Genomic DNA, 22,125 nt, shown 5'->3' on the forward strand with positions numbered 1-22,125 from the left:
GGACTCTGCCAGCAAACGCCCTTTCATGGCTTGAACAATCTTGCGCAGTTGGCGCAAATCCTTCCTTCGGTCAGTCGTTTGCCGGCGTAACATGGCAACCATTCACACACGCGTCAGAGAGACGACATGCTGTATCGAATAGCCGCCGACGGGCTGGTGCTGTTTCACCTATCGTTCATTCTGTTCGTGCTGTTCGGCGGGCTGCTGGTGCTCAAGTGGGCGCGGCTGATCTGGCTGCATTTGCCGGCGGCGGCCTGGGGCGTGGCGGTCGAGGTGTTACACCTGACCTGTCCGCTGACCTATTGGGAAAACCTGATGCGACACGCTGCCGGACAGACCGAATACGCCGGTGGCTTCATCGAACATTACGTCTGGCCGATCATCTACCCGGCCGGGCTGACGCCACAGATTCAGTTGTTGCTGGGCAGCGTAGTGCTGGTGGTCAACCTGCTGGTGTACGCGCGCCTGATTCGCCGCTGGAAACTGCGGCGCGCGGCGCGCATTCCGTTTTAACGAGCTTTCAGGGTTTCCAGCCAGGCCGGATCGAGGCGTGTCTGATCGGTGTCCAGACCGAGCGCCTTCATCCGCGCCTTGTGCGCTTCGACTTCCCGATGCAATTGCGCGTGATCGCTGGAGTTGCCGTCCAGTTCATGCATCTGGGTCAGGCCCAGGTGATAGAAACGCAGCACCTTCATCGCCACCGGATCACCCTTCTCCACCGCCGCGGTCACCTGATGCATGACGTTGGTGACGCTCATCAAACTGCGCTTGAGCCGCCAGCCGTACACCGCCGGAGCCATCCAGGTCTGATTCCAGAAACGCCCGCGCAGCAACACCGCCGTCAGCAGAAATGCGCCAAACACCCCGCCGACATTGAACCGCAGATTATCCCCGCCCGGCTCGCCGAACAGTGCCACCGCCGCAGTCGAAAACGCCATCGCCAGCACCAGAAACAGCACCGCGATGATCAGCGTGCTGCGCCGGGTCTGCTGGCGATAAGTGATGGCATCGATCGGTTGAATCTCGAACATCGCGACAGGCTTCCATGGCTTGAGTTAAAAAGAGGCTGCGCATTATCGCCTCTGCGGCGGATTTAGCTATGCTGGAGCGCCTTTTCATCTTTTCAACGTCCAACGGGGACATGGCGATACCACGCAGATCGTGCCATCTTCATTCATGGATACACACTATTCGGATGCCATTGGCCATGCCGGCAATGACATCGTTTTAAGGATCACTGCATGACCCAACGACACGTAATCAATGCCTCGGTCAGCCCAAAAGGCAGCCTCGAAACCCTTTCCCAACGTGAAGTTCAGCAACTGAGCCAGGCCGGAACCGGCAGCACCTACACCCTCTTTCGCCAGTGCGCCCTGGCCATCCTCAATACTGGCGCCCATGTCGACAACGCAAAAACCATTCTTGAAGCCTACAAAGACTTCGAAATCCGCATCCACCAGCAGGATCGCGGCGTGCGCCTGGAACTGCTGAACGCCCCGGCCGACGCCTTCGTCGACGGCGAAATGATCGCCAGCACCCGGGAAATGCTGTTCAGCGCCCTGCGCGACATCGTCTACACCGAAAACGAGCTCGATGCCCTGAGCATTGACCTCAGCACCTCCCAGGGCATCAGCGACTACGTCTTCCACCTGCTGCGCAACGCGCGCACCCTGCGTCCGGGCGTCGAGCCGAAAATCGTCGTGTGCTGGGGCGGCCACTCGATCAACACCGAAGAATACAAATACACCAAGAAAGTCGGCCACGAACTGGGCCTGCGCAGCCTCGACATCTGCACCGGCTGCGGTCCCGGCGTGATGAAAGGCCCGATGAAAGGTGCAACCATCGCCCACGCCAAGCAACGCATTCATGGCGGTCGCTACCTCGGTCTGACCGAGCCGGGCATCATCGCCGCCGAAGCGCCGAACCCGATCGTCAACGAGCTGGTGATCCTGCCGGACATCGAAAAACGCCTGGAAGCCTTCGTCCGCGTCGGCCACGGCATCATCATCTTCCCGGGCGGCGCCGGCACTGCCGAAGAGTTCCTGTACCTGCTGGGCATCCTGATGCACCCGGACAACGCCGGCCTGCCGTTCCCGGTGATCCTGACCGGGCCGAAACACGCCGCGCCGTATCTGGAACAACTGGACGCCTTCGTCACCGCCACCCTCGGCGAAGCGGCGAAAAAGCACTACGAAATCATCATCGACGACCCGGCCGAAGTGGCGCGGCAGATGACGGCGGGCCTGAAGGCCGTGAAGCAGTTCCGCCGCGAACGCGCTGATGCGTTCCATTTCAACTGGCTGCTGAAGATCGACGAAGGCTTCCAGCGCCCGTTCGACCCGACCCACGAAAACATGGCCAACCTCAAGCTGCACCGCGACCAACCGCCCCATGAGCTGGCGGCCAACCTGCGCCGAGCGTTCTCCGGGATCGTGGCCGGCAACGTCAAGGACAAGGGCATCCGCCTGATCGAGGAACACGGGCCGTACCAGATCCGTGGCGACGCCGCGATCATGCAGCCGCTCGATCTGCTGCTCAAAGCCTTCGTCGCCCAGCACCGGATGAAACTGCCGGGCGGCGCGGCGTATGTGCCGTGCTATCGCGTGGTGTCCTGACCATCAATGCATAAGCCTGAAGACCCATTCTTCAGGCCACCCCATAACACTGTGGGAGCGGGCTTGCCCGCGAAGGGGCCATCGAATTCAGCATCATTGTTGACTGACAGACCGCTTTCGCGAGCAAGCTCGCTCCCACAAAAAGAGTGTGAACCATGGATCACATCAACCACATCCTGATCGTCGACGATGACCGCGAGATCCGCGAGCTGGTCGGCAATTACCTGACCAAGAACGGCCTGCGCAGCACCGTGGTCGCCGATGGCCGGCAAATGCGCAGCTTTCTGGAAGCCAACACGGTCGACCTGATCGTGCTCGACATCATGCTCCCCGGCGATGACGGGCTGGTGCTGTGCCGCGAATTGCGCGCCGGCAAGCACAAGGCTACGCCGATCTTGATGCTCACCGCCCGCGACGACCAGACCGATCGCATCCTCGGCCTGGAAATGGGCGCCGATGATTATCTGACCAAACCCTTCGCCGCCCGCGAACTGCTGGCGAGAATCAACGCCGTACTGCGCCGCACGCGGATGTTGCCGCCGAATTTGCTGATCACCGAAACCGGGCGCCTGCTCGCGTTCGGCCGCTGGCGTCTGGACACCACTGCCCGCCACCTGCTCGATGAAGACGACACCATGGTTGCCCTCAGCGGCGCCGAGTATCGCTTGCTTCGGGTGTTTCTCGATCATCCGCAACGGGTGCTCAGTCGCGATCAGTTGCTCAATTTGACCCAGGGCCGGGACGCCGACCTGTTCGACCGCTCCATCGATTTGCTGGTCAGTCGCCTGCGCCAGCGTCTGCTGGACGACTCCCGCGAGCCGACCTACATCAAGACCGTGCGCAACGAGGGTTATGTTTTCTCCTTTGCCGTGGAGATGCTCGCCGAATCCTGAGGGATTTGTATCGCTCTGTATATATTCGCCGCGCAGATACGTAACCCGTGTTTTCGGGCCGCAACACCACATATCAGTGATACACCCTCGCGTTTGAATGAACCCACCAGAAAGCACTGGTTCACTCATCTCAAGCGCAAGGAGAATCACCATGTTGAAGTCCTCGAAATCCCTGGTACTCGCAATCAGCCTGCTCGGCGGCCTGGCCCTGACCGATCTGGCGTCCGCCAGCTCCCAGCCGCTGGTCGCCGAATACGGCTCGGAAAACCTGCAGAAGGATCGCGTTGCCGAAGGTGGCGCGGATCGCCTGCAGGAACTGCGTGAACGCGTGGCTGAAGGCGGTGCTGATCGTCTGCAGGAATTGCGTGAACGCGTCGCTGAAGGTGGTGCGGACCGCTTGCAGGAACTGCGTGAACGCGTGGCCGAAGGCGGTGCCGATCGTTTGCAGGAACTGCGCGAGCGTTCGGCCCGCAGCGTACTGGTCGCCGAGAACCGTCCCGAGTTCGGTTCCAAATACCAGCGCTACTGATCGCCAGCCACAGCCGAAATCGATTCCTGCCGGGGGCGCACTGCCCCCGCAGCGATCACTACCGATAAGCCTTGTTCTCTGACGCAAAAGCCCCGCTGATTCCTCACGACAGCCACCGCTCCCCGTAATAAGCTGGCGACAGTTTTGTTCAGGGACGATCCATGAAACGATTTGCCGCCTGTCTGCTGTCATTAATGGCCCTGACGGCCAACGCGGCGGATCTGCAACTGCTCACCGACAACCATCCGCCCCTTCATTTCATGCAAGGCAATCAGCTCGCAGGATTCGGGGTGGACGTAGTGCAGGCCCTGGCGGCCCAGACCGGCGACCGCATTCATCTGCAACAAGTCCCGCTGCTGCGTGCCCTGCACATGGCCAGCGACACCCCCGACACCGGCGTATTCACAGTGCTGCGTACCGACGACCGTGACGATCGCTATCAATGGGTCGGGCCGCTGATCGAAGTCGAAACCGCGCTGTACGCCCGCGACAATCTCCAGCCACCCGTGCACAGCCTGCGTGAAGCCGATCGCCTGGGTCGGATCACCGTGCCGCGAAAGTGGCTGGTCTACAGCTACCTGCAAGGGCAAGATCTGAACAATCTCTACGGCGTGGAAACCCCGGAGCAGATGATGCGACTGTTCAGCCTGGGGCGTACCGATTTCGTGGTCTCCGACACCTGGTCCAAGGCCGCCCTCGCCCGCGAACAAGGCATGGAGCCGGCACGCTTGCAGTACCAGATCCCGTTGATGAAACAAAACACCTACATTGCCTTTTCGCCGCAGACCGATCCGAAACAGGTCGCACGCTGGCAGCAGGCGCTGGATACATTGCGCGCCGACGGCCGTCTGGAGCAACTGCGCCAACGCTGGCTGAGCGATACCCTACCGCGCTGATCGGGCATCAACGACTTCGATAACGACTATGCGCAAGGGTGTTTTCACATCAAAACCCTCCAGCACTAAAGTGGGCCCCATCTTCTCCCCACTCTCTGGAGCAACATCATGAAAGACATCATCGCACTCGGCTTCATCGTTTCACTGATCGGCGCCACCTCCGCCATCGCCGCCCCTCACGCCAGCACCCCGGTTGTCGCCGCTGCGACCATTGGCCAGTCCGGCACCCTCAACGTTGACACCGTCAGCATCGATGCCGAACACAAAGACGGCCTCAAACTGCAACAGAACGCCGAACAGACCAAACTGTACGTCGCGGAAAACCGTCCGGAATTCGGTTCCAAATATCAGCGCTACTGAGTGATCGGTTTGAGCTGCCAGAAACAGGAAACCCCGCCGAAGCGGGGTTTCTTGCATCTGGGCGTCAGCGAACCAGTCGCGCGGCCAGTGCCTTGGCCTGCAACGCCACGTCGGTGACAGCGGTGCTTTCCCACCACATGCCGCGCAACGGCGGGCCCATGGCGAACAAGCGGTTCGAGACCCGCCCCTCTTCATCCAGCACAGCGCCGTCCACCGCCGCCGCGATGCCCAGTGCCAACGGCCCCGGACGAACCAGACCGCGCGCCAACAATTGTTGTGGCAAAGGTCGCGCGACCCGGCGCCAGTCGTATTCGATGCCGCTGGAGTTGATCAACGCCGCGCCCTGCACCACACGGGTTTCAGCCTCACCGCGAGGGCGAACGCGGATACTCACGCCCTCGCCCGATACCGGCTCAAGCCCCTTGTAAGACGCCGCACGAATGCGCAACCGTCCTTCCCGGTGCAGGCGCTCGACCAGTTCCGCACTCAGCGGCGGCGAACGGTGGTGATGACTTTCCCACCACGGCCGCACATGCCGCACGAACTGCCGGCGCTGCACATCACTGGCCTGACTCCACAACCGACCGATGTGCGCACGCACGGTGTCGAGCGGCGCCTGCCAGTCGATGCCTTGTGCGATAGCGTCGCGACAATGCCGGCGCAATTCGCGCAGTAACTGGCGCGGTGTGCGAATGCTGTGATCCTCGGCGAGGAAGTCCACCCACGCCGGTGGTTGTCGACGGACATGGGGCAGCAACCCATGCCGGGAAAACACCTCGATTGGCCCGCGATGCCCGGCCTGCTCCAGCGACACCACGGCATCGACCATGGTCAGGCCTGAACCAATGATCAGCACCGTGGATTGCGGATCGAGCTGGCGCATGGCTGCGACATCCCAAGGATCCAGCGCCGCCGCGTTGAGGCCACTGGACTCCTTTTGCGGAGTGCGGGCAGCCGGGAACATCCCGGTCGCCAGCACGGCAAAAGCACCCTGCAATTGCTGACCGTCATTCAAGGTGAGCTGCACCGACTCGGTCGAGGCCTGAACGTCTACCACTTCGGCGCGCACATGCTCGACCGTCGACCCGTGTTGCGCGCCCACCTGCTGCGCTTCGGCCAGGCGCTGCTGCACGTACACGCCGAACAGCCCCCGTGGTGGAAACAGTTCGCTGACCGGCACGTGCTGCTGATCGGACTCCGGCCAGCCTCCGTCGGCGATGTGACCGGTCAGCCATTGGGTCAGGTCATCGGCATTGTCCGGATCGACGCTCATCCGCGCCGCGTTGCCGTTGAGCGTGTGGCCCAGTTCCACCGCGCTGTACGCTTCGCCCCGGCCCAGTTCGGCGCGGGGCTCGATCACCAGAATCTTTCTCCGTCCCGGCAAACGCAGCAATTGCACCGCCAGCATCGTGCCGCTGAGCCCACCGCCGACAATCAGGATGTCGGCGTGACGCAGGGCGGTCGTATCGGTTTGAGTCATGCCGTTCTCGCAGCTGAGGATATGCTCGGGCCAGTGTCATTCACACGCCGCAAAGGCGTCTAGACGGACGCGACTTTTTTCTCCTGCCGATGCAGTTCGCCAAGGTTTCGATAGCCACTGCCCGGATGAGTCTCCGGCAATCTCGGCCCTTCGCCAAACAGCTTCTCGCGCAACGTTCCTGGCGCATACTCGGTCTTGTAGACACCGCGCTTCTGCAACTCCGGCACCAGCAATTCCACGGCGTCGATGAAGGTTTCGTGGGTCAGCGCGTAGGCCAGGTTGAAGCCGTCGACGTCGGTTTCGTCGACCCACTCCTGCAACAGGTCCGCCACGGTTTCCGGGCTGCCGACGAACAACGGGCCGAAACCGCCGATGCCGACCCAGTCCGCCAGTTCGTTGGGGGTCCAGACCTTGTTCGGGTCCGCCGTGGAAAACGCCTCGACCGCCGACTGAATCGCGTTGGTGTGCACGTGTTTGAGCGGTTCGTCCGGTTTGAAGCGGCTGAAGTCGATGCCGGTCCAGCCAGAAATCAACGCCATCGCGCCTTCGTAGCTGACCCAGGATTTGTATTCCTCGAACTTGGCTTTGGCCTTGGCGTCGGTTTCACCGAGGATCACGGTTTGCAGGTTGAAGATCAGGATCTTCGACGGATCGCGCCCTGCCTCGGCAGCGCGGCGGCGGATGTCGGCCACGGTTTTCTTCAGCAGCACTTTCGACGGCGCAGCGACGAATACGCACTCGGCATGCTCGGCGGCAAACTGCTTGCCGCGGCTGGATGCTCCCGCCTGATAGAGAACCGGCGTGCGCTGCGGCGACGGCTCGCAAAGGTGAATGCCCGGCACCTGGAAGTGTTTACCGTGATGGCGGATCTCGTGGATCTTGCTCGGGTCACTGAAGATGCGGCGCTCGCGATCCCGCAAAATCGCGCCCTCTTCCCAACTGCCTTCCCAGAGTTTGTAGCAGACCTCCAGGTATTCCTCGGCGTAGTCGTAGCGCGCGTCATGTTCGGTCTGGGCTTGCTGGCCGATGTTCTTCGCGCCGCTCTCCAGATAAGAGGTGACAATGTTCCAGCCGGCCCGGCCCTTGGTCAGGTGATCGAGGGTCGACAGGCGTCGAGCGAATGGATACGGATGTTCGAAGGACAACGATGCAGTCAGACCAAACCCCAGATGCTCGGTGACCAGCGCCATCGGCGGGATCAGTTGCAACGGATCGTTGACCGGCACCTGCGCCGCCTGCCGGATGGCCGCTTCGCCGTTGCCGTTGTACACGTCGTAGATGCCCAGCACGTCGGCGATGAACAAACCGTCGAACTTGCCGCGCTCAAGGATTTTCGCCAGATCGGTCCAGTACTCCAGATCCTTGTATTGCCAGGAGCGATCCCGAGGGTGAGCCCACAGGCCCGGCGACTGGTGACCGACGCAGTTCATGTCGAAAGCATTGAGACGAATTTCACGAGCCATCAGATGGCACTCCCGATGTTCAGGAGGCGTTTGGAGGTTTGATTTGAAGCGGTCATGTGAGGCGACTCCGTGGTTTCCGGATGAGGATCCAGAACCTTTAGCAGGAGTCATGCCTGAATATATTTTATTTATTTATCAATACATTGAGACAACAACCTAAAGCAGTCTGCACGCAGGATGGAGCAAACTGTTTATCCGCTGTCGGCCCTGCAACAGTCAGATCACGACATTGCGCACGAACCGCGCCGCCACTTCCCCGTCATTGCGATAGGTGTGAGGTTGGTTGCTGGCGAACATGAAAAACTCGCCTGCTGAAATGTGATGAGGTTGGTCGCCGAGCATCAACGTCAGGCAGCCTTCGAACACGAAAATCTGTTCGCTCCAGCCTTCGGCGTCCGGTTGCGAGGGATAGATCTCGCCCGGTTGCAGACACCACTCCCACTGTTCAACTGCGCGGGTGGCGTTGGCCTTGGACAGTAAAACGGCTTTGCTGCCGGGAATGCTGCCGGCCCAGGCGAGTTTGTTGATGCGGCCCGGATCGCGGTTGTCCGGGGCCTGGATCAGATCGCTGAAGGCCACTTCGAGGGCTTCGGCGACGCGGTCGAGGGTGGTCAGGCTGACGTTTTTCTCGCCGGCCTCGATGGCCACCAGCATCCGCCGGCTGACCCCGGACTTTTCCGCGAGGGCCGTCTGGCTCATGTCGGCGGCGTGGCGCAGGCGCCGGACGTTCTGGCTGACGTGTTGCAGGACCGAAGCCCGCTGAACGGAATCTCTGTGCACTATATTGCTCACTGGCTGGGGTTGGGCAGTATACTGCGCAACATTTGGCGCATTGTGCGTCCCCTCCTCAAAAGTGCGCAAGGTCATGACGTCAGCCAACTCCCCTCAAACTCCCCTGCGGTTTTCCCGGTTCAGCAAAGCCGAGTGCGTGCTGGTACTGATCACCATGCTCTGGGGCGGCACCTTCCTGCTGGTTCAACACGCCATGACCGTCAGCGGCCCGATGTTTTTCGTCGGTCTGCGCTTCGCCGCAGCGGCGAGCATCGTTGCCCTGTTCTCCTGGAAACACCTGCGTGAACTGACCCTGCTCGAACTCAAGGCCGGCGCTTTTATCGGCGTGGCGATCATGCTCGGTTATGGCTTGCAGACCGTCGGTTTGCAGAGCATCCCAAGCAGCCAGTCGGCGTTCATCACCGCGCTGTATGTGCCGTTCGTGCCGCTGCTGCAATGGCTGGTGCTCGGTCGGCGCCCGGGTTTGATGCCGAGCATCGGCATCATGCTGGCGTTTACCGGGCTGATGCTGCTTTCCGGTCCGTCCGGCGCTTCGCTGAATTTCAGCCCCGGTGAAATCGCCACGCTGATCAGCGCCATCGCGATAGCGGCCGAAATCATCCTGATCAGTAACTATGCCGGCCAGGTCGATGTGCGCCGCGTAACCGTCGTACAACTGGCAACGACTTCGGCGCTGTCTTTTTTGATGGTGGTGCCGACTGGTGAGGCGATTCCGGAGTTCTCGTGGCTGTTGCTGAGCACCGCCCTGGGCCTGGGCGCGATGAGTGCGGCGATTCAGGTGGCGATGAACTGGGCGCAGAAAAGTGTTTCGCCGTCCCGTGCGACCTTGATCTACGCCGGTGAGCCGGTGTGGGCCGGGATCGTCGGACGCATTGCGGGGGAGCGTCTGCCAGCGATTGCATTGGTGGGTGCGGGGCTGATCGTGGCAGCGGTGATCGTCAGTGAATTGAAGACCAAGGGCAGGGAGACACAACCGGTCACAGAAGAACTGGAGCGCGAAACCGAAGGCTGAACACGGATTTAGCAGCTACTTTGTAGGATTCAGAGACATCCTCGCGTTTGGCGATCCGGGAGCTGGCACGTATGATGCTTCACAAACTTCCGCAGATTAGAAACCTATGTCCCTGATAGTTCTACTGCTTCTGCCTTTTCTGGGCAGCTGTCTGGCAGCCGTGCTGCCGCACAACGCACGTAACGCCGAATCCCTGCTGGCAGGTCTGGTCGCACTGATCGGCACTGTCTCGGTCGCGATGCTGTACCCACAGATCGCCCACGGCGGCGTGATCCGCGAAGAATTCACGTGGCTGCCCAGCCTGGGCCTGAATTTCGTCCTGCGCATGGACGGCTTCGCCTGGCTGTTCTCGATGCTGGTGCTGGGCATCGGCACCCTCGTCTCCTTATATGCCCGTTATTACATGTCGCCGGACGATCCGGTGCCGCGTTTCTTCGCATTCTTTCTAGCGTTCATGGGCGCCATGCTCGGGCTGGTGATCTCCGGCAACCTGATCCAGATCGTGTTTTTCTGGGAGCTGACCAGCCTCTTCTCGTTCCTGTTGATCGGCTACTGGCACCACCGCCACGACGCGCGCCGCGGCGCCTACATGGCGTTGATGGTTACCGGTGCCGGGGGATTGTGCCTGCTGGCGGGGGTCATGATCCTCGGCCATGTCGTCGGCAGCTATGACCTGGACAAGGTCCTGGCCGCCAGCGATCTGATTCGCGCACATGCCCTCTACCCCATCCTGCTTCCCCTCATTCTTATCGGCGCCCTCAGCAAAAGCGCCCAGTTTCCCTTCCACTTCTGGCTGCCTCACGCCATGGCGGCGCCAACACCGGTTTCGGCGTACTTGCACTCGGCGACCATGGTCAAGGCCGGGGTTTTCCTGCTGGCCCGCCTGTGGCCGTCGCTGTCCGGCAGCGAAGAATGGTTCTACATCGTCAGCGGCGCCGGCGCCGCCACGCTGCTGCTCGGCGCGTACTGCGCGATGTTCCAGAACGACCTCAAAGGACTGTTGGCCTACTCGACCATCAGCCACCTCGGCCTGATCACGCTGCTGCTGGGCCTGAACAGCCCGCTGGCCGCCGTCGCGGCGGTGTTCCACATTCTCAACCATGCGACCTTCAAGGCTTCGCTGTTCATGGCCGCCGGGATCATCGACCACGAAAGTGGCACCCGCGACATCCGCAAGCTCAACGGCCTGTTCAAACTGATTCCATTCACCGCCACCCTGGCGATGGTGGCCAGCGCCTCGATGGCTGGCGTGCCTCTGCTGAACGGTTTCCTGTCGAAAGAAATGTTCTTCGCCGAAACCGTGTTCATCAATGCCACTGCCTGGGTTGAAACCAGCCTGCCGATCGTCGCGACCATCGCCGGCATGTTCAGCGTGGCCTACTCGCTGCGGTTCACCGTCGACGTATTCTTCGGCCCGACCGCCACCGATCTGCCGCATACACCGCACGAGCCGCCACGCTGGATGCGGGCGCCGGTTGAATTGCTGGTATTCACCTGTCTGCTGGTGGGCATTTTTCCGGCTCAAATCGTCGGCCCGCTGCTCGCCGCTGCGGCATTGCCAGTGGTGGGTGGCGAGCTCCCGGAATACAGTCTGGCGATCTGGCACGGTCTCAATGCACCGATGATCATGAGCCTGATCGCCATGTCCGGCGGCATCGTGCTGTATCTGCTGCTGCGCAATCAGCTCAAGCGCGGGCGCTTCAAGTACCCGCCATTGGCGGGACGCTTCAACGGCAAGCGAATGTTCGAGCGCAGTCTGGTGGCGATGATGCGCCTGGCCCGGCGGCTGGAGCGGCGGATCGGCACCAAGCGTTTGCAAACCCAGCTATTCCTGATGGTATTGGCGGCGGTGCTCGCCGGCTTGATCCCGATGCTGCACAGCAGCCTGAGCTGGGGCGACCGGCCGAAGATTCCAGGCTCGATCGTGTTCGTGACCCTGTGGCTACTGGCGATCGCCTGCGCCCTCGGCGCCGCATGGCAGGCCAAGTATCACCGTCTCGCCGCCCTGACCATGGTCAGCGTCTGCGGCCTGATGACCTGCGTGACCTTCGTCTGGTTCTCGGCGCCGGATCTGGCCCTGACGCAACTGGTGGTCGAAGTGGTGACCACGGTACTGATCCTGCTCGGCTTGCGCTGGCTGCCACGGCGGATCGAAGAGGTTTCACCGTTGCCGAGCAGCCTGCGCAAGGCGCGGGTCCGGCGTCTGCGCGACTTGCTGTTGTCGATTGCGGTCGGTGGCGGCATGGCGCTGCTGTCCTACGCGATGCTGACCCGGCAGACGCCGAACGACATTTCTTCGTTCTACCTGAGTCGCGCCCTGCCCGAGGGTGGTGGCAGCAACGTGGTCAACGTGATGCTGGTGGATTTCCGTGGTTTCGACACCCTTGGCGAAATCACGGTACTGGCCGCCGTGGCACTGACCGTGTTCGCCCTGCTGCGCCGTTTCCGCCCGCCAAAAGAAAGCCTGCAACTGCCGGCCCAGCAGCGCCTGCTCGCCCCCGACGTGGTCACCGACCTGGTCAACCCGCGTTCGGCCAGCGACACCGCGCTCGGTTTCATGATGGTGCCAGCGGTGCTGGTGCGCCTGCTGCTGCCGATTGCGCTGGTGGTGTCGTTCTACCTGTTCATGCGCGGGCACAACCAGCCGGGTGGCGGCTTCGTCGCCGGTCTGGTGATGTCGGTGGCGTTCATCCTGCAATACATGGTCGCGGGCACCCAGTGGGTCGAGGCGCAAATGAGCCTGCGGCCGCTGCGCTGGATGGGCACCGGCCTGCTGTTCGCTACCGTCACCGGCCTCGGGGCGATGGCGGTGGGCTATCCGTTCCTCACCACTCACACTTGGCATTTCAGCCTGCCGCTGCTGGGTGACATCCATATCGCCAGCGCGCTGTTCTTCGATATCGGCGTCTACGCCGTGGTGGTCGGCTCGACCTTGCTGATCCTCACCGCCCTCGCCCACCAATCGGTCCGGGGCCACAAAACCGCTGCCGCCAAAGGAGCCGTCTGATGGAAGAAGTCATCGCAATCGCCATCGGCATACTCGCCGCATCCGGGGTCTGGCTGATCCTGCGGCCACGGACGTTCCAGGTGGTGATGGGCCTGTGCCTGCTGTCTTACGGTGTCAATCTGTTCATCTTCAGCATGGGCAGCCTGTTCATCGGCAAGGAGCCGATCATCAAGGACGGCGTACCGCAGGACCTGCTCAATTACACCGACCCGCTGCCCCAGGCGCTGGTGCTGACGGCCATCGTCATCAGCTTCGCCATGACCGCATTGTTTCTGGTGGTGTTGCTGGCCTCACGAGGCCTGACCGGCACCGACCACGTTGACGGAAGGGAGCCCAAGGAATGACGGCGATGACCCACCTGATCGCCGCACCGATCCTGCTGCCGCTGCTGACCGCCGCCATCATGCTGATGCTCGGCGAAAAGCACCGTCCGCTGAAGGCGAAAATCAACCTGTTGTCCAGTCTCCTTGGCCTGGGCATTTCGGTGATGCTGCTGCAATGGACACAGTCCACCGGCGTGCCCGGCTCGATCGGCGTGTATCTGCCGGGTAACTGGCAGGTACCGTTCGGCATCGTGCTGGTGGTTGATCGCCTGTCGGCGCTGATGCTGGTGCTGACCGGGATCATCGGCGTCAGCGCCCTGCTGTTCGCCATGGCCCGCTGGGACGGCGCCGGGTCGAGCTTCCACGCCTTGTTCCAGATTCAGTTAATGGGCCTTTACGGCGCGTTCCTGACAGCGGATCTGTTCAACCTGTTCGTGTTCTTCGAGGTATTGCTGGCCGCCTCCTACGGCCTGCTGCTTCACGGCTCGGGCCGGGCGCGGGTGTCATCGGGGTTGCATTACATCTCGATCAATCTGCTGGCCTCGTCGCTGTTCCTGATTGGCGCGGCGTTGATCTACGGCGTGACCGGCACGCTGAACATGGCGGATCTGGCGTTGAAGATCCCTCTGGTGCCTGAGGCCGACCGCGGCCTGCTGCACGCCGGCGCGGGGATTCTTGCCGTGGCGTTCCTGGCCAAGGCCGGTATGTGGCCGCTGAACTTCTGGCTGGTGCCGGCCTATTCCTCGGCCAGCGCGCCGGTGGCGGCGATGTTCGCGATCATGACCAAGGTCGGCGTCTACACCTTGCTGCGCCTGTGGACACTGCTGTTCTCGGGACAGGCCGGCGCTTCGGCGTATTTTGGCGGTGACTGGCTGATCTACGGCGGCATGGCCACCATGGCCGGCGCGGGTGTGGCGATCATCGCCGCGCAACGCCTGGAACGCATGGCCAGCCTGAGCATTCTGGTGTCGGCGGGGATCCTGCTGTCAGCCGTGGGATTCGCCCAGCCAAACCTGATCGGCGCAGCGCTGTTCTACTTGGTCAGCTCGACCCTGGCGTTGAGCGCGCTGTTCCTGCTGGCCGAATTGATCGAACGCTCGCGCACCGCCATCGAAGTACCGCTGGAAGACGAAAACGAACTGCTGCCGCGTCCGCAGGAATGGCAGCGACCGGTCAAAGGCATCAACCTCGACGACGATCAGAAAGCGGTGGTCGGTCAGGTGATCCCGTGGACCATGGCCTTCCTCGGTCTGAGCTTCATTGCCTGCGCGCTGCTGATCATTGGCATGCCTCCGTTGTCCGGATTTATCGGCAAGCTGAGCCTGATCGGTGCCCTGCTCAATCCACTTGGCCTCGGCGCCGGCGAACCGATTTCGAGTGCCGCCTGGGCGTTGCTGGCCCTGCTGATTCTTACCGGACTCGGCTCGCTGATGGCGTTCTCGCGCCTGGGGATCCAGCGCTTCTGGTCACCTGAAGAACGACCATCGCCGCTGCTGCGCAAACTGGAATGCACGCCGATTTTCCTGCTGTTGGGTTTGAGCATTGCGCTGACCTTCAAGGCTGAACCGCTCATGCGCTATACCCAGGCAGCGGCCGACGCCCTGAACAATCCGCAACAATACGTGATGGCGGTACTCGGCACCCGAGCCGTGCCGAGCCCGGAAGCCAAGGCCGCGCTGCTGGAGGTGCAACCATGAAGCGTCTGTTTCCTGCTCCGTGGTTGTCGCTCGCGCTGTGGTTGCTATGGCTGGTGCTGAACCTGTCGGTCAGCCCGGGCAATCTGCTGCTGGGTGCCGTACTCGGTTTCTGCGCCCCGCTGATGATGCGCAAACTGCGCCCGCAACGGATTCACATCCGCCGCCCGGGCACGATCCTGCGACTGTTTCTGCTGGTAGGGCGCGACGTGATCGTCTCGAACCTCCAGGTGGCCTGGGGCGTACTCAACGCCGGTCGTCGGCCGCTTCGTTCACGTTTCATCAAGGTGCCGCTAGACCTGCGCGATGCCAACGGTCTGGCGGCGCTGTCGATGATCTGTACGGTCGTGCCCGGCACAGTGTGGTCGGAACTGGCGCTGGATCGCAGCATTCTGTTGCTGCACGTCTGGGATCTGGATGACGAGGCGCAGTTCATCCAGCACTTCAAGGTCACTTACGAGCGACCGTTGATGGAGATTTTCGAATGAGCCCACTGCTGTCGAACGCGATTCTGTTGACGCTGTTCCTGTTCTCGCTGGCGATGGTGCTGACGCTGATTCGCCTGTTCAAAGGCCCGTCGGCACAGGACCGGGTACTGGCGCTGGACTACCTGTACATCGTCGCCATGCTGATGATGCTGACCCTGGGCATTCGCTACTCCAGTGACACCTACTTCGAAGCGGCGCTGTTGATCGCGCTGTTCGGCTTCGTCGGCTCGTTTGCCCTGGCGAAATTCCTCCTGCGTGGCGAGGTGATCGAATGAATGCTGAACTGTCTCTGTGGGTGGAAATCCCGGTGGCGATCCTGTTGGTGCTCAGCGGCGTATTCGCCCTGATCGGTGCTGCCGGGTTGCTGCGAATGAAGGATTACTTTCAACGCATGCACCCTCCGGCGCTGGCCTCCACGATTGGCGCCTGGTGCGTGGCGCTGGCGTCGATCATCTGTTTTTCCGCGCTCAAGTCCGGGCCGGTATTGCATGCGTGGCTGATACCGATCCTGCTGTCGATCACAGTGCCGGTCACCACCCTGCTACTGGCGCGGGCGGCGCTGTTCCGCAAGCGCATGGCCGGGGACGATGTGCCGGCCGAGGTCAGCAGCCGGCGCACTGAAACCGGCAGCTAGATCCAGGCGACAGCCAACAGCCCGGCTCCCAATATCAGACACAGCGGCGAGTAAACCCAAGTGTCGAGCCGAGCAAACCGCGACCCCTTCACTTCCTTGAAGAAACCCACCAGCTCCGAATCGCCGATCGCCCGCGCAAACATCAGCAGCGCAATCGCGCTGATCACCCATTGCAGCGCCCAGTGATGCACGGCGGGCAGCCACCACCCCACTCGCATGCACACCAGAGCGGCAATCAGTAGCAGGGCTGCTGCCACCACCAGCGTGATCCAGCCTGACGGCTTGAATGCCGGCTTGAGCGTCAGCCCGCCGCTATCTACCGGAACCTGCGGCACCACCGCCACGGCCGCCCACTGCCCACCCATCGCCCAATACACATGCATCAGGCTGATCACCGCAAATATCGTCACCAGCCATTGAGCCAACACAAAGGTCATGGTCGAGAATCCTTGAAAGGGATTTGAACAAAACATCCTAGTCGGCATTTTTCCATGTGCACGACCGATCGGCGGTGCGGTAAAGTGCCGCCCCATGAAATTCACCCGTACCGATCGCTCACTGCTGGCCTGGATGCTCTATTGCTGCGTCCTGTTCAACGTGTTCGCCTGCAGCATCGGTCACGGACAAATGGTCGGCATGCAGCTCAACGGTATCGGCGGCCAGTTCTGTGCCGTCGACCCGAGCACCCAGGCGCCGCTCGCCTCAAATCCCGCCGAAGAAAAACTGCCGACCCTGGCCAAAGCCTTCGGCTGTCCGCTGTGCTCCACCGGCGGCATGGGCCCGGCGTTCAACTCCAGCCTGACTCTCGCGATCCTGCCGGAACAACACAGCCCGCCGCTGCCGTTTATTGTCAGCGCCGACCTCCCTGCCCGCTTCATCTGGCCTTCAGCCAACCCTCGCGCCCCGCCGCTCGCCTGAGTGTCCTTGCCTTTTTGATTTGTCAGCCCACTGCGCCAACGCGCGGCGTTCGCCTGTGCGCTGACTCCTAGACAAGCCTTCAGGATTCAATCGATGAAACAACTTACCTTGCTGGCGAGCCTGTGCGGCTGCCTGTCCGTCAACGTCTGGGCGCAATCCACCGTGGATCTTGCGCCGATCACCATTGATGGCGAGTCCGGTGCCGAACCGGGCCTGAGCCTCGACCAGTCCAGCGGCATGGCCTCGCGCCTTGGTCTCAGCGTGCGCGACACCCCGGCCTCGGTGGCCATTGCCAACCGCAATGACATCGAACGTCACGGTTCGCAAAACTTTCAGGACGCAGCCAACACCTTGCCGGGTGTGAACGCCAGTGCGCCGCCAGGCTTTGGCGGGTTTGTCTCCTATCGCGGCTTTACCAGCAGCCAGATCACCCAGATGTTCAACGGGGTCAACGTTTCCGGCGGACTGGCGCGCCCCGTGGATTCGTGGATATATGACCGGGTGGAACTGGTCGGCGGCCCGTCGTCGCTGATCAACGGTGCCGGCTCGGTCGGTGGCTCGCTGAACTACGTGACCAAACTGGCCACCCGAGACGAGCAAGCCATCGAAGGCCGAGTCAGTTATGGCACCTACGACACCACCGAAACCGCATTCGGCCTCAACCATGCGCTGACCGAACCCGGCGCGGATGTGCAGCATTACGCGCGTCTCGACGTCAGCCACAACACCAGCAACGGCTACATCGACCGCCAGGAACGCGATGCCTGGAGCGTGGCGTTCTCGTTGCTCAGCGACCTGACGCCTAACCTGTCACACACCCTGGCTCTGGAATATCAGGACGAACACGAGGACAGCCCGTACTGGGGCACGCCGGTGCTCAACCCCAAGGCCGGCGAGTTGAAGATCGACAAGCACAACCGCTTCAACAACTACAACGTCGAGGACGGCCGCTACGAGCAGCGGACCATCTGGGTGCGCTCGATCATCGATTACCGGATCAACGACAGCACCACCCTGCGCAATACCCTCTATCACCTCGACAGCCAGCGCGATTACCGCAACCTGGAAACCTATCAATACAACGCCGACAACAGCGCCGTGAACCGATCCACTGCGTACCAGGTACGACACCAGGGCGAGCAGAACGGCAACCAGTTCGAATTGCGCCACGACAACACCCTGTTCGGCCTCGACACCACCTGGTCCGGCGGATTCGAGTACAAGGTCAACCAGACCACCAACTCGCCGCTGAACGTCAAAGGCGCCAGCACGGTGAACCCGAACAACTACCGACCGGGGCACTTTTATGACATTCCCGGAACGATGCCGGGTTTTGTCAGCGACAAGACCAATGAGGTGACGACCAAAGCGCTGTTTGCCGAAAATCGCCTGGCGCTGACCGACAAGCTCTCGTTGCTCACAGGCCTGCGCTACGACGACATCGACCTCGACGTAACCAACCATCGCACGGTGACAGCGAGCAACCCGCGTCATCTGAAGCGCAGCTGGGAGCCAGTCACCGGACGCGTCGGCCTGACGTATCAGTTCATTCCGTCCGCCAATGTCTACGTGCAATACAGCACCGCCGCCGAGCAACCCAATGGCACTCAGGACTTTGATGTCTCGACCGGCAAACAATGGGAAATCGGCAGCAAGTTCGACTACCTGAACGGTCGCGGTTCGGCGACGGTGGCCGCCTACACCATCGAGCGAAAAGATTTCGCGGTGACGGATCCACTGGACCCGACCAGCAGCATTCCGGTCGGCCAGCAGACTTCGAAGGGCATCGAGATTGCCAGCTCGCTGCGGATCAGCGACAAGTTGCTGGCCGAAGGCAACTTCGCCTGGGTCGATGCGCAATACGATGAGTTCAACGAGAAGAACGCCGCCGGTGTGGTGGTTTCCCGCAAGGGCAACACACCGACCAACGTGCCGGACCGGGTCGGCAATCTGTGGCTGACCTATGATTTCTCGCCACAATGGCAAGGTGGGGTCGATGCGCGGTACGTGGCGTCGGTGTTCGCCGACACGGCCAACACCATGACCGTGCCGTCGTACACGCTGTTTGGCAGCTTCCTCAGCTACAAGGTGGATACGCACACCTCCGTGACCGGGCGGGTGCGCAACCTGACAAATGAGGTGTATGCCGAGTTCGCCCATGTGTCGCCGGCGTATTACCTCGGCACACCGCGTACATTCGAGCTGGCAGTGCAGACACAGTTCTGACTTAACCTGGCGAGGGCCTCGTGCCCTCGCCACATCGCTACAAACCTGCCTGAACCTTCTGCGCCACATCATTCGGCAGCCACGCCTGCCACACATCCGGGTGCGCCTTCATGAACGCTACCGCCGCATCACGAGGCGGGGTGTGTTTCTCGCTCATCTCGGCCAGCGCCTTGTTCAGGTCATCAATCGGAAAATCGACCTTGCTGAAGAACTCGGCAATCTGCGGGTACTGCTTCTGGAACGGCGTGGATACCCCGATCGACAGCTTCGAGGCCAGAGAACGAGTCGGTTTCGGATTGGGGTTGTCGGCGTCGGTCAGGGTCTTCCAGGCCTCGGCATCAAACGGCGGCTCTTCCAGTTGAATCAGCTTGAACTTGCCGAGCAACGGCGTCGGCGACCAATAATAGAACAGCACCGGCCTACCCCGGCGGATCGATGAACTGATCTCGGCATCAAGCGCCGCGCCCGACCCGCTACGGAAATTGGTGAAATCATTCTGCAAGCCGTAAGCCGTGAGTTTCTGCTTGTTCACGACCTCCGACGTCCAGCCGATCGGGCTGTTGAGGAATCGTCCCTTGCTCGGGGTTTCCGGGTCCTTGAACACGTCCTTGTACTTCTTCAGATCGCTGACGCTACGCAAGTCCGGTGCCAGTGGCTTGATGCCTTTGGCCGGGTCGCCCTTGATCACGTACTCCGGCACCCACCAGCCTTCGGTGGCGCCTTTGACCGTGTCGCCCAGACTGACGACCTTGCCTTCAGCCTCGGCCTTGACCCACACAGGACTGCGCCCGGCCCACTCTTCGCCGATGACCTGGATGTCATTATTGGCCAGTGCGGTCTCAAGGGTGATGGTGGTGCCCGGCAGAGTATCGGTCGGCAGGCCGTAGCCCTTCTCGACGATGACGCGCAGGACGTCGGTGATCAGGCTGCCGCTTTCCCAGTTCAGGTCGGCAAAGTGGATCGGCGCCTGCGCCGCGCTCACCGCAGGCACCGCCGTCATCAAGCCGAAGGTGGTCAGGCCAGCGGCCAGCAACCGTCGAAATCCGTTCATGCTTTTGCACCTCGTGCTGTTCACAGCAATAGCAGGATGGCCTGACAGAAGACCGCAAGCCTCTGAATACTCAGTCAACTGACTGTAGACGAGGTTCCTGCTTTTTCAGGGGCATGACACGCACGAGGCTACTTTTCAGAAATTTCCTGCAGGCTCTTCAGCTCGCGTCTGACCATGCTGGCGTATTCCGCAGGCTGCAAGGCATAGATCTGCGAGGCGACCCAACCCAGCCAGGCGCCCTTCAATTCGGCCTTCGCAGTGAACAACCGACGTGCTTCTTCGCGGGCGCTGTCGAGGTTCTGCAAATGGAAATCGGCGCGGCTCACTCGCTGGCCTTGAACGTCACCAGTTCGCCTTTGCGCCACTTGGCGGCTTTGGCGGTGACGGCTTTCAGGGTTTTGGTCAGGCCTTCCTGTAACTGTTCGTTGGCAGCGAACACGGTGACCGCGCTGTGGCCTTCCTTGAACACGATGGCATGGCCGTCGGCCGTGGTGACAAACGCGTAGTCGCCCAGACCGTACACGGTCATTTTGATTTCGCGAAAGCGGATATCCATCTTGCCGCCCTCTCGGCTCGGCAGCACCGACGCGCTGAAATGATCGCCGACCTTGAGCTTGAGGCCAGGTTTGTCATCGACCACCAATGCGCTTTCGGTGTCGATCTCGGCAACGTAAATGCCTTCGGCGTTCTGCTCGGTGATATAAACAAAACGCGATTGAAACTGCTTGACCAGCTTTGCCCGCAAATCACCCAGCACGAACAAAGCATGCATATCGAGGTTACTGACTGCCAAAGAAACATCCCCACACTTGAAAAGAGTGCCGTACACGAAAAGCGCGCACGGCAGAAAAAGTCGGCCCGGCCGAAGGTGTTGCGCGATGACTCGAATATACGCCTGAGCGAGCGAAGTGCTCATTCAACGCGAGTTGCACAAGACTACTGGAATGCCACTCACGAAACCTGCAAAGACGTTCTCCAAATGTTGAAGGAAAACGCGTCACGGCCGGCCAGAGAAAACTGACTACGAACTTTAGGGAAAAAACTCACCAAAAAAAGCACTTTTCCGACATATCGCACGCAAAAAATTGCTTTAGATAGCGCCATACCGTCAACAGGTGTTGGCGATTCTAGAGCAGCGATGCTGTTCGCGACTACCCGCAACACCCTGTAAATGCGGGTCAATCCATGAAAAGGACTTCATATGTGCACTATGACGCATTTTGCCGTGACTCACGAACCTGCCTTTGCCTTGAACACTTCAGTCTTCGAGACTGTTCCTACAAAGGAACCTTGCGGACGGGAACCATTGTTTCAGGTGATCCCGGCGGGCAACGCCTTTTTCCATATCAGGGAAAAGTCGACGGGGCTTGTCAGAGGTTTCCGCGAGAATCACAACGCCGCCTGCGCCCTCGCCCGGTCACTGGAATCGCGAATCGAACTCCTGGCCAGCGAGCACCTCAGATAAAGAGAGTGACCGACCCCGCCATCCTTCAAGGAGCACACCATGGAACTGCCTGCGTACAATCTGACAACCCTGTTCGATCAATTAGGGCTGCCTTCGGAGGAAGCGGCGATTGACGACTTCATCGAAGCCCATCCGCTGGAGGCCGATACCAAACTGATCGACGCCGACTTCTGGAGCCCGCAACAGGCGCAGCTGCTCAAGGAATGGCTGCGTGCCGATGGCGAAGAGGCGGTGATGGTCGATGAGCTGAACGTGCGCCTGCACCGGGGCAAGTGATTT

The 22,125-nt window shown here is 61.2% G+C and carries 25 protein-coding genes; 17 read left to right on the plus strand and 8 right to left on the minus strand.

The window, feature by feature from the left end; all coding sequences use genetic code 11:
• Nucleotides 1–126: 126 nt before the first annotated feature.
• On the plus strand, nt 127–513 hold the full coding sequence (locus CAF63_RS10785) for a DUF2784 domain-containing protein (RefSeq protein ID WP_085687770.1): 387 nt from the start codon (nt 127–129) through the stop codon (nt 511–513).
• Here CAF63_RS10785 and CAF63_RS10790 read toward each other — a convergent pair.
• Nucleotides 510–1,031, minus strand: a complete 522-nt coding sequence (locus tag CAF63_RS10790; protein WP_085687768.1) for a DUF3087 domain-containing protein — start codon at nt 1,029–1,031, stop codon at nt 510–512. The genes CAF63_RS10785 and CAF63_RS10790 overlap by 4 nt on opposite strands.
• A 210-nt stretch (nt 1,032–1,241) precedes the next feature.
• Between CAF63_RS10790 and ppnN the strand changes: the two genes are divergently transcribed.
• From ppnN to CAF63_RS10815, 5 genes are all read left to right on the plus strand, one after another.
• Nucleotides 1,242–2,615, plus strand: coding sequence for a nucleotide 5'-monophosphate nucleosidase PpnN (ppnN, locus tag CAF63_RS10795; protein WP_007950520.1), 1,374 nt, complete (start codon nt 1,242–1,244; stop codon nt 2,613–2,615).
• 155 nt (nt 2,616–2,770) lie between these two features.
• Entirely contained in the window at nt 2,771–3,508 is a 738-nt protein-coding gene (locus tag CAF63_RS10800) for a response regulator (RefSeq protein ID WP_085687766.1), read from the plus strand.
• Between the two features lie 151 nt (nt 3,509–3,659).
• On the plus strand, nt 3,660–4,037 hold the full coding sequence (locus tag CAF63_RS10805; protein WP_085687764.1) for a hypothetical protein: 378 nt from the start codon (nt 3,660–3,662) through the stop codon (nt 4,035–4,037).
• A gap of 161 nt (nt 4,038–4,198) precedes the next feature.
• Nucleotides 4,199–4,933: an ABC transporter substrate-binding protein gene (locus tag CAF63_RS10810; protein ID WP_085687762.1), complete on the plus strand. Its 735-nt coding sequence runs from the start codon at nt 4,199–4,201 to the stop codon at nt 4,931–4,933.
• Between the two features lie 108 nt (nt 4,934–5,041).
• Nucleotides 5,042–5,293 (plus strand): hypothetical protein, encoded by a 252-nt coding sequence (locus tag CAF63_RS10815; RefSeq protein WP_085687760.1) that lies wholly within the window; start codon nt 5,042–5,044, stop codon nt 5,291–5,293.
• 64 nt (nt 5,294–5,357) lie between these two features.
• On the opposite strand, the gene CAF63_RS10820 is transcribed toward CAF63_RS10815, so the two are convergent.
• From CAF63_RS10820 to CAF63_RS10830, 3 genes are all read right to left on the minus strand, one after another.
• Nucleotides 5,358–6,773 carry an FAD/NAD(P)-binding protein gene (locus tag CAF63_RS10820; RefSeq protein WP_085687757.1) on the minus strand — a complete coding sequence of 472 codons (1,416 nt, stop codon included), beginning with the start codon at nt 6,771–6,773 and terminating at the stop codon, nt 5,358–5,360.
• 59 nt (nt 6,774–6,832) lie between these two features.
• Nucleotides 6,833–8,236 carry an LLM class flavin-dependent oxidoreductase gene (locus CAF63_RS10825; RefSeq protein WP_085687755.1) on the minus strand — a complete coding sequence of 468 codons (1,404 nt, stop codon included), beginning with the start codon at nt 8,234–8,236 and terminating at the stop codon, nt 6,833–6,835.
• 216 nt (nt 8,237–8,452) lie between these two features.
• Entirely contained in the window at nt 8,453–9,016 is a 564-nt protein-coding gene (locus CAF63_RS10830; RefSeq protein WP_085687752.1) for a helix-turn-helix domain-containing protein, read from the minus strand.
• Between the two features lie 85 nt (nt 9,017–9,101).
• On the opposite strand from CAF63_RS10830, the gene CAF63_RS10835 reads away from it, so the two are divergent.
• The 7 genes from CAF63_RS10835 (at nt 9,102) to CAF63_RS10865 (ending at nt 16,186) form a co-directional block, all read left to right on the plus strand.
• Complete coding sequence (locus CAF63_RS10835; RefSeq protein ID WP_085687750.1) at nt 9,102–10,040, plus strand: DMT family transporter; 939 nt, start codon at nt 9,102–9,104, stop codon at nt 10,038–10,040.
• 106 nt (nt 10,041–10,146) lie between these two features.
• On the plus strand, nt 10,147–13,047 hold the full coding sequence (locus CAF63_RS10840) for a monovalent cation/H+ antiporter subunit A (protein ID WP_085687748.1): 2,901 nt from the start codon (nt 10,147–10,149) through the stop codon (nt 13,045–13,047).
• Nucleotides 13,047–13,391 (plus strand): Na+/H+ antiporter subunit C, encoded by a 345-nt coding sequence (locus tag CAF63_RS10845; RefSeq protein WP_085687746.1) that lies wholly within the window; start codon nt 13,047–13,049, stop codon nt 13,389–13,391. The genes CAF63_RS10840 and CAF63_RS10845 overlap by 1 nt, the downstream gene beginning before the upstream one ends.
• The gene (locus CAF63_RS10850) at nt 13,388–15,067 is read left to right on the plus strand and encodes a monovalent cation/H+ antiporter subunit D (protein WP_085687744.1); all 1,680 of its coding nucleotides are present in this window, start codon (nt 13,388–13,390) and stop codon (nt 15,065–15,067) included. Before CAF63_RS10845 ends, CAF63_RS10850 begins: the two co-directional genes overlap by 4 nt.
• Nucleotides 15,064–15,552 carry a Na+/H+ antiporter subunit E gene (locus CAF63_RS10855; RefSeq protein WP_007950533.1) on the plus strand — a complete coding sequence of 163 codons (489 nt, stop codon included), beginning with the start codon at nt 15,064–15,066 and terminating at the stop codon, nt 15,550–15,552. Before CAF63_RS10850 ends, CAF63_RS10855 begins: the two co-directional genes overlap by 4 nt.
• The gene (locus CAF63_RS10860) at nt 15,549–15,827 is read left to right on the plus strand and encodes a K+/H+ antiporter subunit F (RefSeq protein WP_003225959.1); all 279 of its coding nucleotides are present in this window, start codon (nt 15,549–15,551) and stop codon (nt 15,825–15,827) included. The genes CAF63_RS10855 and CAF63_RS10860 overlap by 4 nt, the downstream gene beginning before the upstream one ends.
• The gene (locus CAF63_RS10865; RefSeq protein WP_085687742.1) at nt 15,824–16,186 is read left to right on the plus strand and encodes a Na+/H+ antiporter subunit G; all 363 of its coding nucleotides are present in this window, start codon (nt 15,824–15,826) and stop codon (nt 16,184–16,186) included. Before CAF63_RS10860 ends, CAF63_RS10865 begins: the two co-directional genes overlap by 4 nt.
• Here the strand turns inward: CAF63_RS10865 and CAF63_RS10870 are convergent.
• On the minus strand, nt 16,183–16,623 hold the full coding sequence (locus tag CAF63_RS10870; protein WP_085687740.1) for a DUF3995 domain-containing protein: 441 nt from the start codon (nt 16,621–16,623) through the stop codon (nt 16,183–16,185). The two genes, CAF63_RS10865 and CAF63_RS10870, sit on opposite strands and share 4 nt — an antisense overlap.
• A gap of 94 nt (nt 16,624–16,717) precedes the next feature.
• On the opposite strand from CAF63_RS10870, the gene CAF63_RS10875 reads away from it, so the two are divergent.
• Together CAF63_RS10875 and CAF63_RS10880 are read left to right on the plus strand one after the other, a co-directional pair.
• Nucleotides 16,718–17,104 (plus strand): DUF2946 domain-containing protein, encoded by a 387-nt coding sequence (locus CAF63_RS10875; RefSeq protein ID WP_085687738.1) that lies wholly within the window; start codon nt 16,718–16,720, stop codon nt 17,102–17,104.
• Nucleotides 17,105–17,197: 93 nt separating this feature from the next.
• Entirely contained in the window at nt 17,198–19,330 is a 2,133-nt protein-coding gene (locus tag CAF63_RS10880) for a TonB-dependent siderophore receptor (RefSeq protein ID WP_085687736.1), read from the plus strand.
• 37 nt (nt 19,331–19,367) lie between these two features.
• Here the strand turns inward: CAF63_RS10880 and CAF63_RS10885 are convergent, their stop codons facing one another.
• The 3 genes from CAF63_RS10885 to CAF63_RS10895 all read right to left on the minus strand — a co-directional run bounded on the left by CAF63_RS10885 (nt 19,368) and on the right by CAF63_RS10895 (nt 21,174).
• Complete coding sequence (locus CAF63_RS10885; RefSeq protein WP_085687734.1) at nt 19,368–20,381, minus strand: ABC transporter substrate-binding protein; 1,014 nt, start codon at nt 20,379–20,381, stop codon at nt 19,368–19,370.
• A 128-nt stretch (nt 20,382–20,509) separates the two neighbouring features.
• Nucleotides 20,510–20,707, minus strand: a complete 198-nt coding sequence (locus CAF63_RS10890) for a hypothetical protein (RefSeq protein WP_085602906.1) — start codon at nt 20,705–20,707, stop codon at nt 20,510–20,512.
• Complete coding sequence (locus CAF63_RS10895) at nt 20,704–21,174, minus strand: hypothetical protein (protein ID WP_007950541.1); 471 nt, start codon at nt 21,172–21,174, stop codon at nt 20,704–20,706. Before CAF63_RS10895 ends, CAF63_RS10890 begins: the two co-directional genes overlap by 4 nt.
• A 408-nt stretch (nt 21,175–21,582) precedes the next feature.
• Here CAF63_RS10895 and CAF63_RS28970 point away from each other — a divergent pair, with 408 nt between their 5' ends.
• Nucleotides 21,583–21,846 (plus strand): hypothetical protein, encoded by a 264-nt coding sequence (locus CAF63_RS28970; protein WP_085687732.1) that lies wholly within the window; start codon nt 21,583–21,585, stop codon nt 21,844–21,846.
• 39 nt (nt 21,847–21,885) lie between these two features.
• Nucleotides 21,886–22,122 (plus strand): DUF2789 family protein, encoded by a 237-nt coding sequence (locus CAF63_RS10905; RefSeq protein ID WP_085687730.1) that lies wholly within the window; start codon nt 21,886–21,888, stop codon nt 22,120–22,122.
• Nucleotides 22,123–22,125 lie beyond the last annotated feature (3 nt).

The organism is Pseudomonas sp. B20(2017), from assembly GCF_002113125.1.
Taxonomy (GTDB): Bacteria; Pseudomonadota; Gammaproteobacteria; order Pseudomonadales; family Pseudomonadaceae; genus Aquipseudomonas.

Bases quoted from the DNA above. Each gene is read 5' to 3' on its own strand.
- CAF63_RS10785 (WP_085687770.1), top strand. From the start codon at position 127: ATGCTGTATCGAATAGCCGCCGACGGGCTGGTGCTGTTTCACCTATCG.
- CAF63_RS10790 (WP_085687768.1), bottom strand. From the start codon at position 1,031: ATGTTCGAGATTCAACCGATCGATGCCATCACTTATCGCCAGCAGACC.
- ppnN (WP_007950520.1), top strand. From the start codon at position 1,242: ATGACCCAACGACACGTAATCAATGCCTCGGTCAGCCCAAAAGGCAGC.
- CAF63_RS10800 (WP_085687766.1), top strand. From the start codon at position 2,771: ATGGATCACATCAACCACATCCTGATCGTCGACGATGACCGCGAGATC.
- CAF63_RS10805 (WP_085687764.1), top strand. From the start codon at position 3,660: ATGTTGAAGTCCTCGAAATCCCTGGTACTCGCAATCAGCCTGCTCGGC.
- CAF63_RS10810 (WP_085687762.1), top strand. From the start codon at position 4,199: ATGAAACGATTTGCCGCCTGTCTGCTGTCATTAATGGCCCTGACGGCC.
- CAF63_RS10815 (WP_085687760.1), top strand. From the start codon at position 5,042: ATGAAAGACATCATCGCACTCGGCTTCATCGTTTCACTGATCGGCGCC.
- CAF63_RS10820 (WP_085687757.1), bottom strand. From the start codon at position 6,773: ATGACTCAAACCGATACGACCGCCCTGCGTCACGCCGACATCCTGATT.
- CAF63_RS10825 (WP_085687755.1), bottom strand. From the start codon at position 8,236: ATGGCTCGTGAAATTCGTCTCAATGCTTTCGACATGAACTGCGTCGGT.
- CAF63_RS10835 (WP_085687750.1), top strand. From the start codon at position 9,102: ATGACGTCAGCCAACTCCCCTCAAACTCCCCTGCGGTTTTCCCGGTTC.
- CAF63_RS10840 (WP_085687748.1), top strand. From the start codon at position 10,147: ATGTCCCTGATAGTTCTACTGCTTCTGCCTTTTCTGGGCAGCTGTCTG.
- CAF63_RS10845 (WP_085687746.1), top strand. From the start codon at position 13,047: ATGGAAGAAGTCATCGCAATCGCCATCGGCATACTCGCCGCATCCGGG.
- CAF63_RS10850 (WP_085687744.1), top strand. From the start codon at position 13,388: ATGACGGCGATGACCCACCTGATCGCCGCACCGATCCTGCTGCCGCTG.
- CAF63_RS10855 (WP_007950533.1), top strand. From the start codon at position 15,064: ATGAAGCGTCTGTTTCCTGCTCCGTGGTTGTCGCTCGCGCTGTGGTTG.
- CAF63_RS10860 (WP_003225959.1), top strand. From the start codon at position 15,549: ATGAGCCCACTGCTGTCGAACGCGATTCTGTTGACGCTGTTCCTGTTC.
- CAF63_RS10865 (WP_085687742.1), top strand. From the start codon at position 15,824: ATGAATGCTGAACTGTCTCTGTGGGTGGAAATCCCGGTGGCGATCCTG.
- CAF63_RS10870 (WP_085687740.1), bottom strand. From the start codon at position 16,623: ATGACCTTTGTGTTGGCTCAATGGCTGGTGACGATATTTGCGGTGATC.
- CAF63_RS10875 (WP_085687738.1), top strand. From the start codon at position 16,718: ATGAAATTCACCCGTACCGATCGCTCACTGCTGGCCTGGATGCTCTAT.
- CAF63_RS10880 (WP_085687736.1), top strand. From the start codon at position 17,198: ATGAAACAACTTACCTTGCTGGCGAGCCTGTGCGGCTGCCTGTCCGTC.
- CAF63_RS10885 (WP_085687734.1), bottom strand. From the start codon at position 20,381: ATGAACGGATTTCGACGGTTGCTGGCCGCTGGCCTGACCACCTTCGGC.
- CAF63_RS28970 (WP_085687732.1), top strand. From the start codon at position 21,583: ATGTGCACTATGACGCATTTTGCCGTGACTCACGAACCTGCCTTTGCC.
- CAF63_RS10905 (WP_085687730.1), top strand. From the start codon at position 21,886: ATGGAACTGCCTGCGTACAATCTGACAACCCTGTTCGATCAATTAGGG.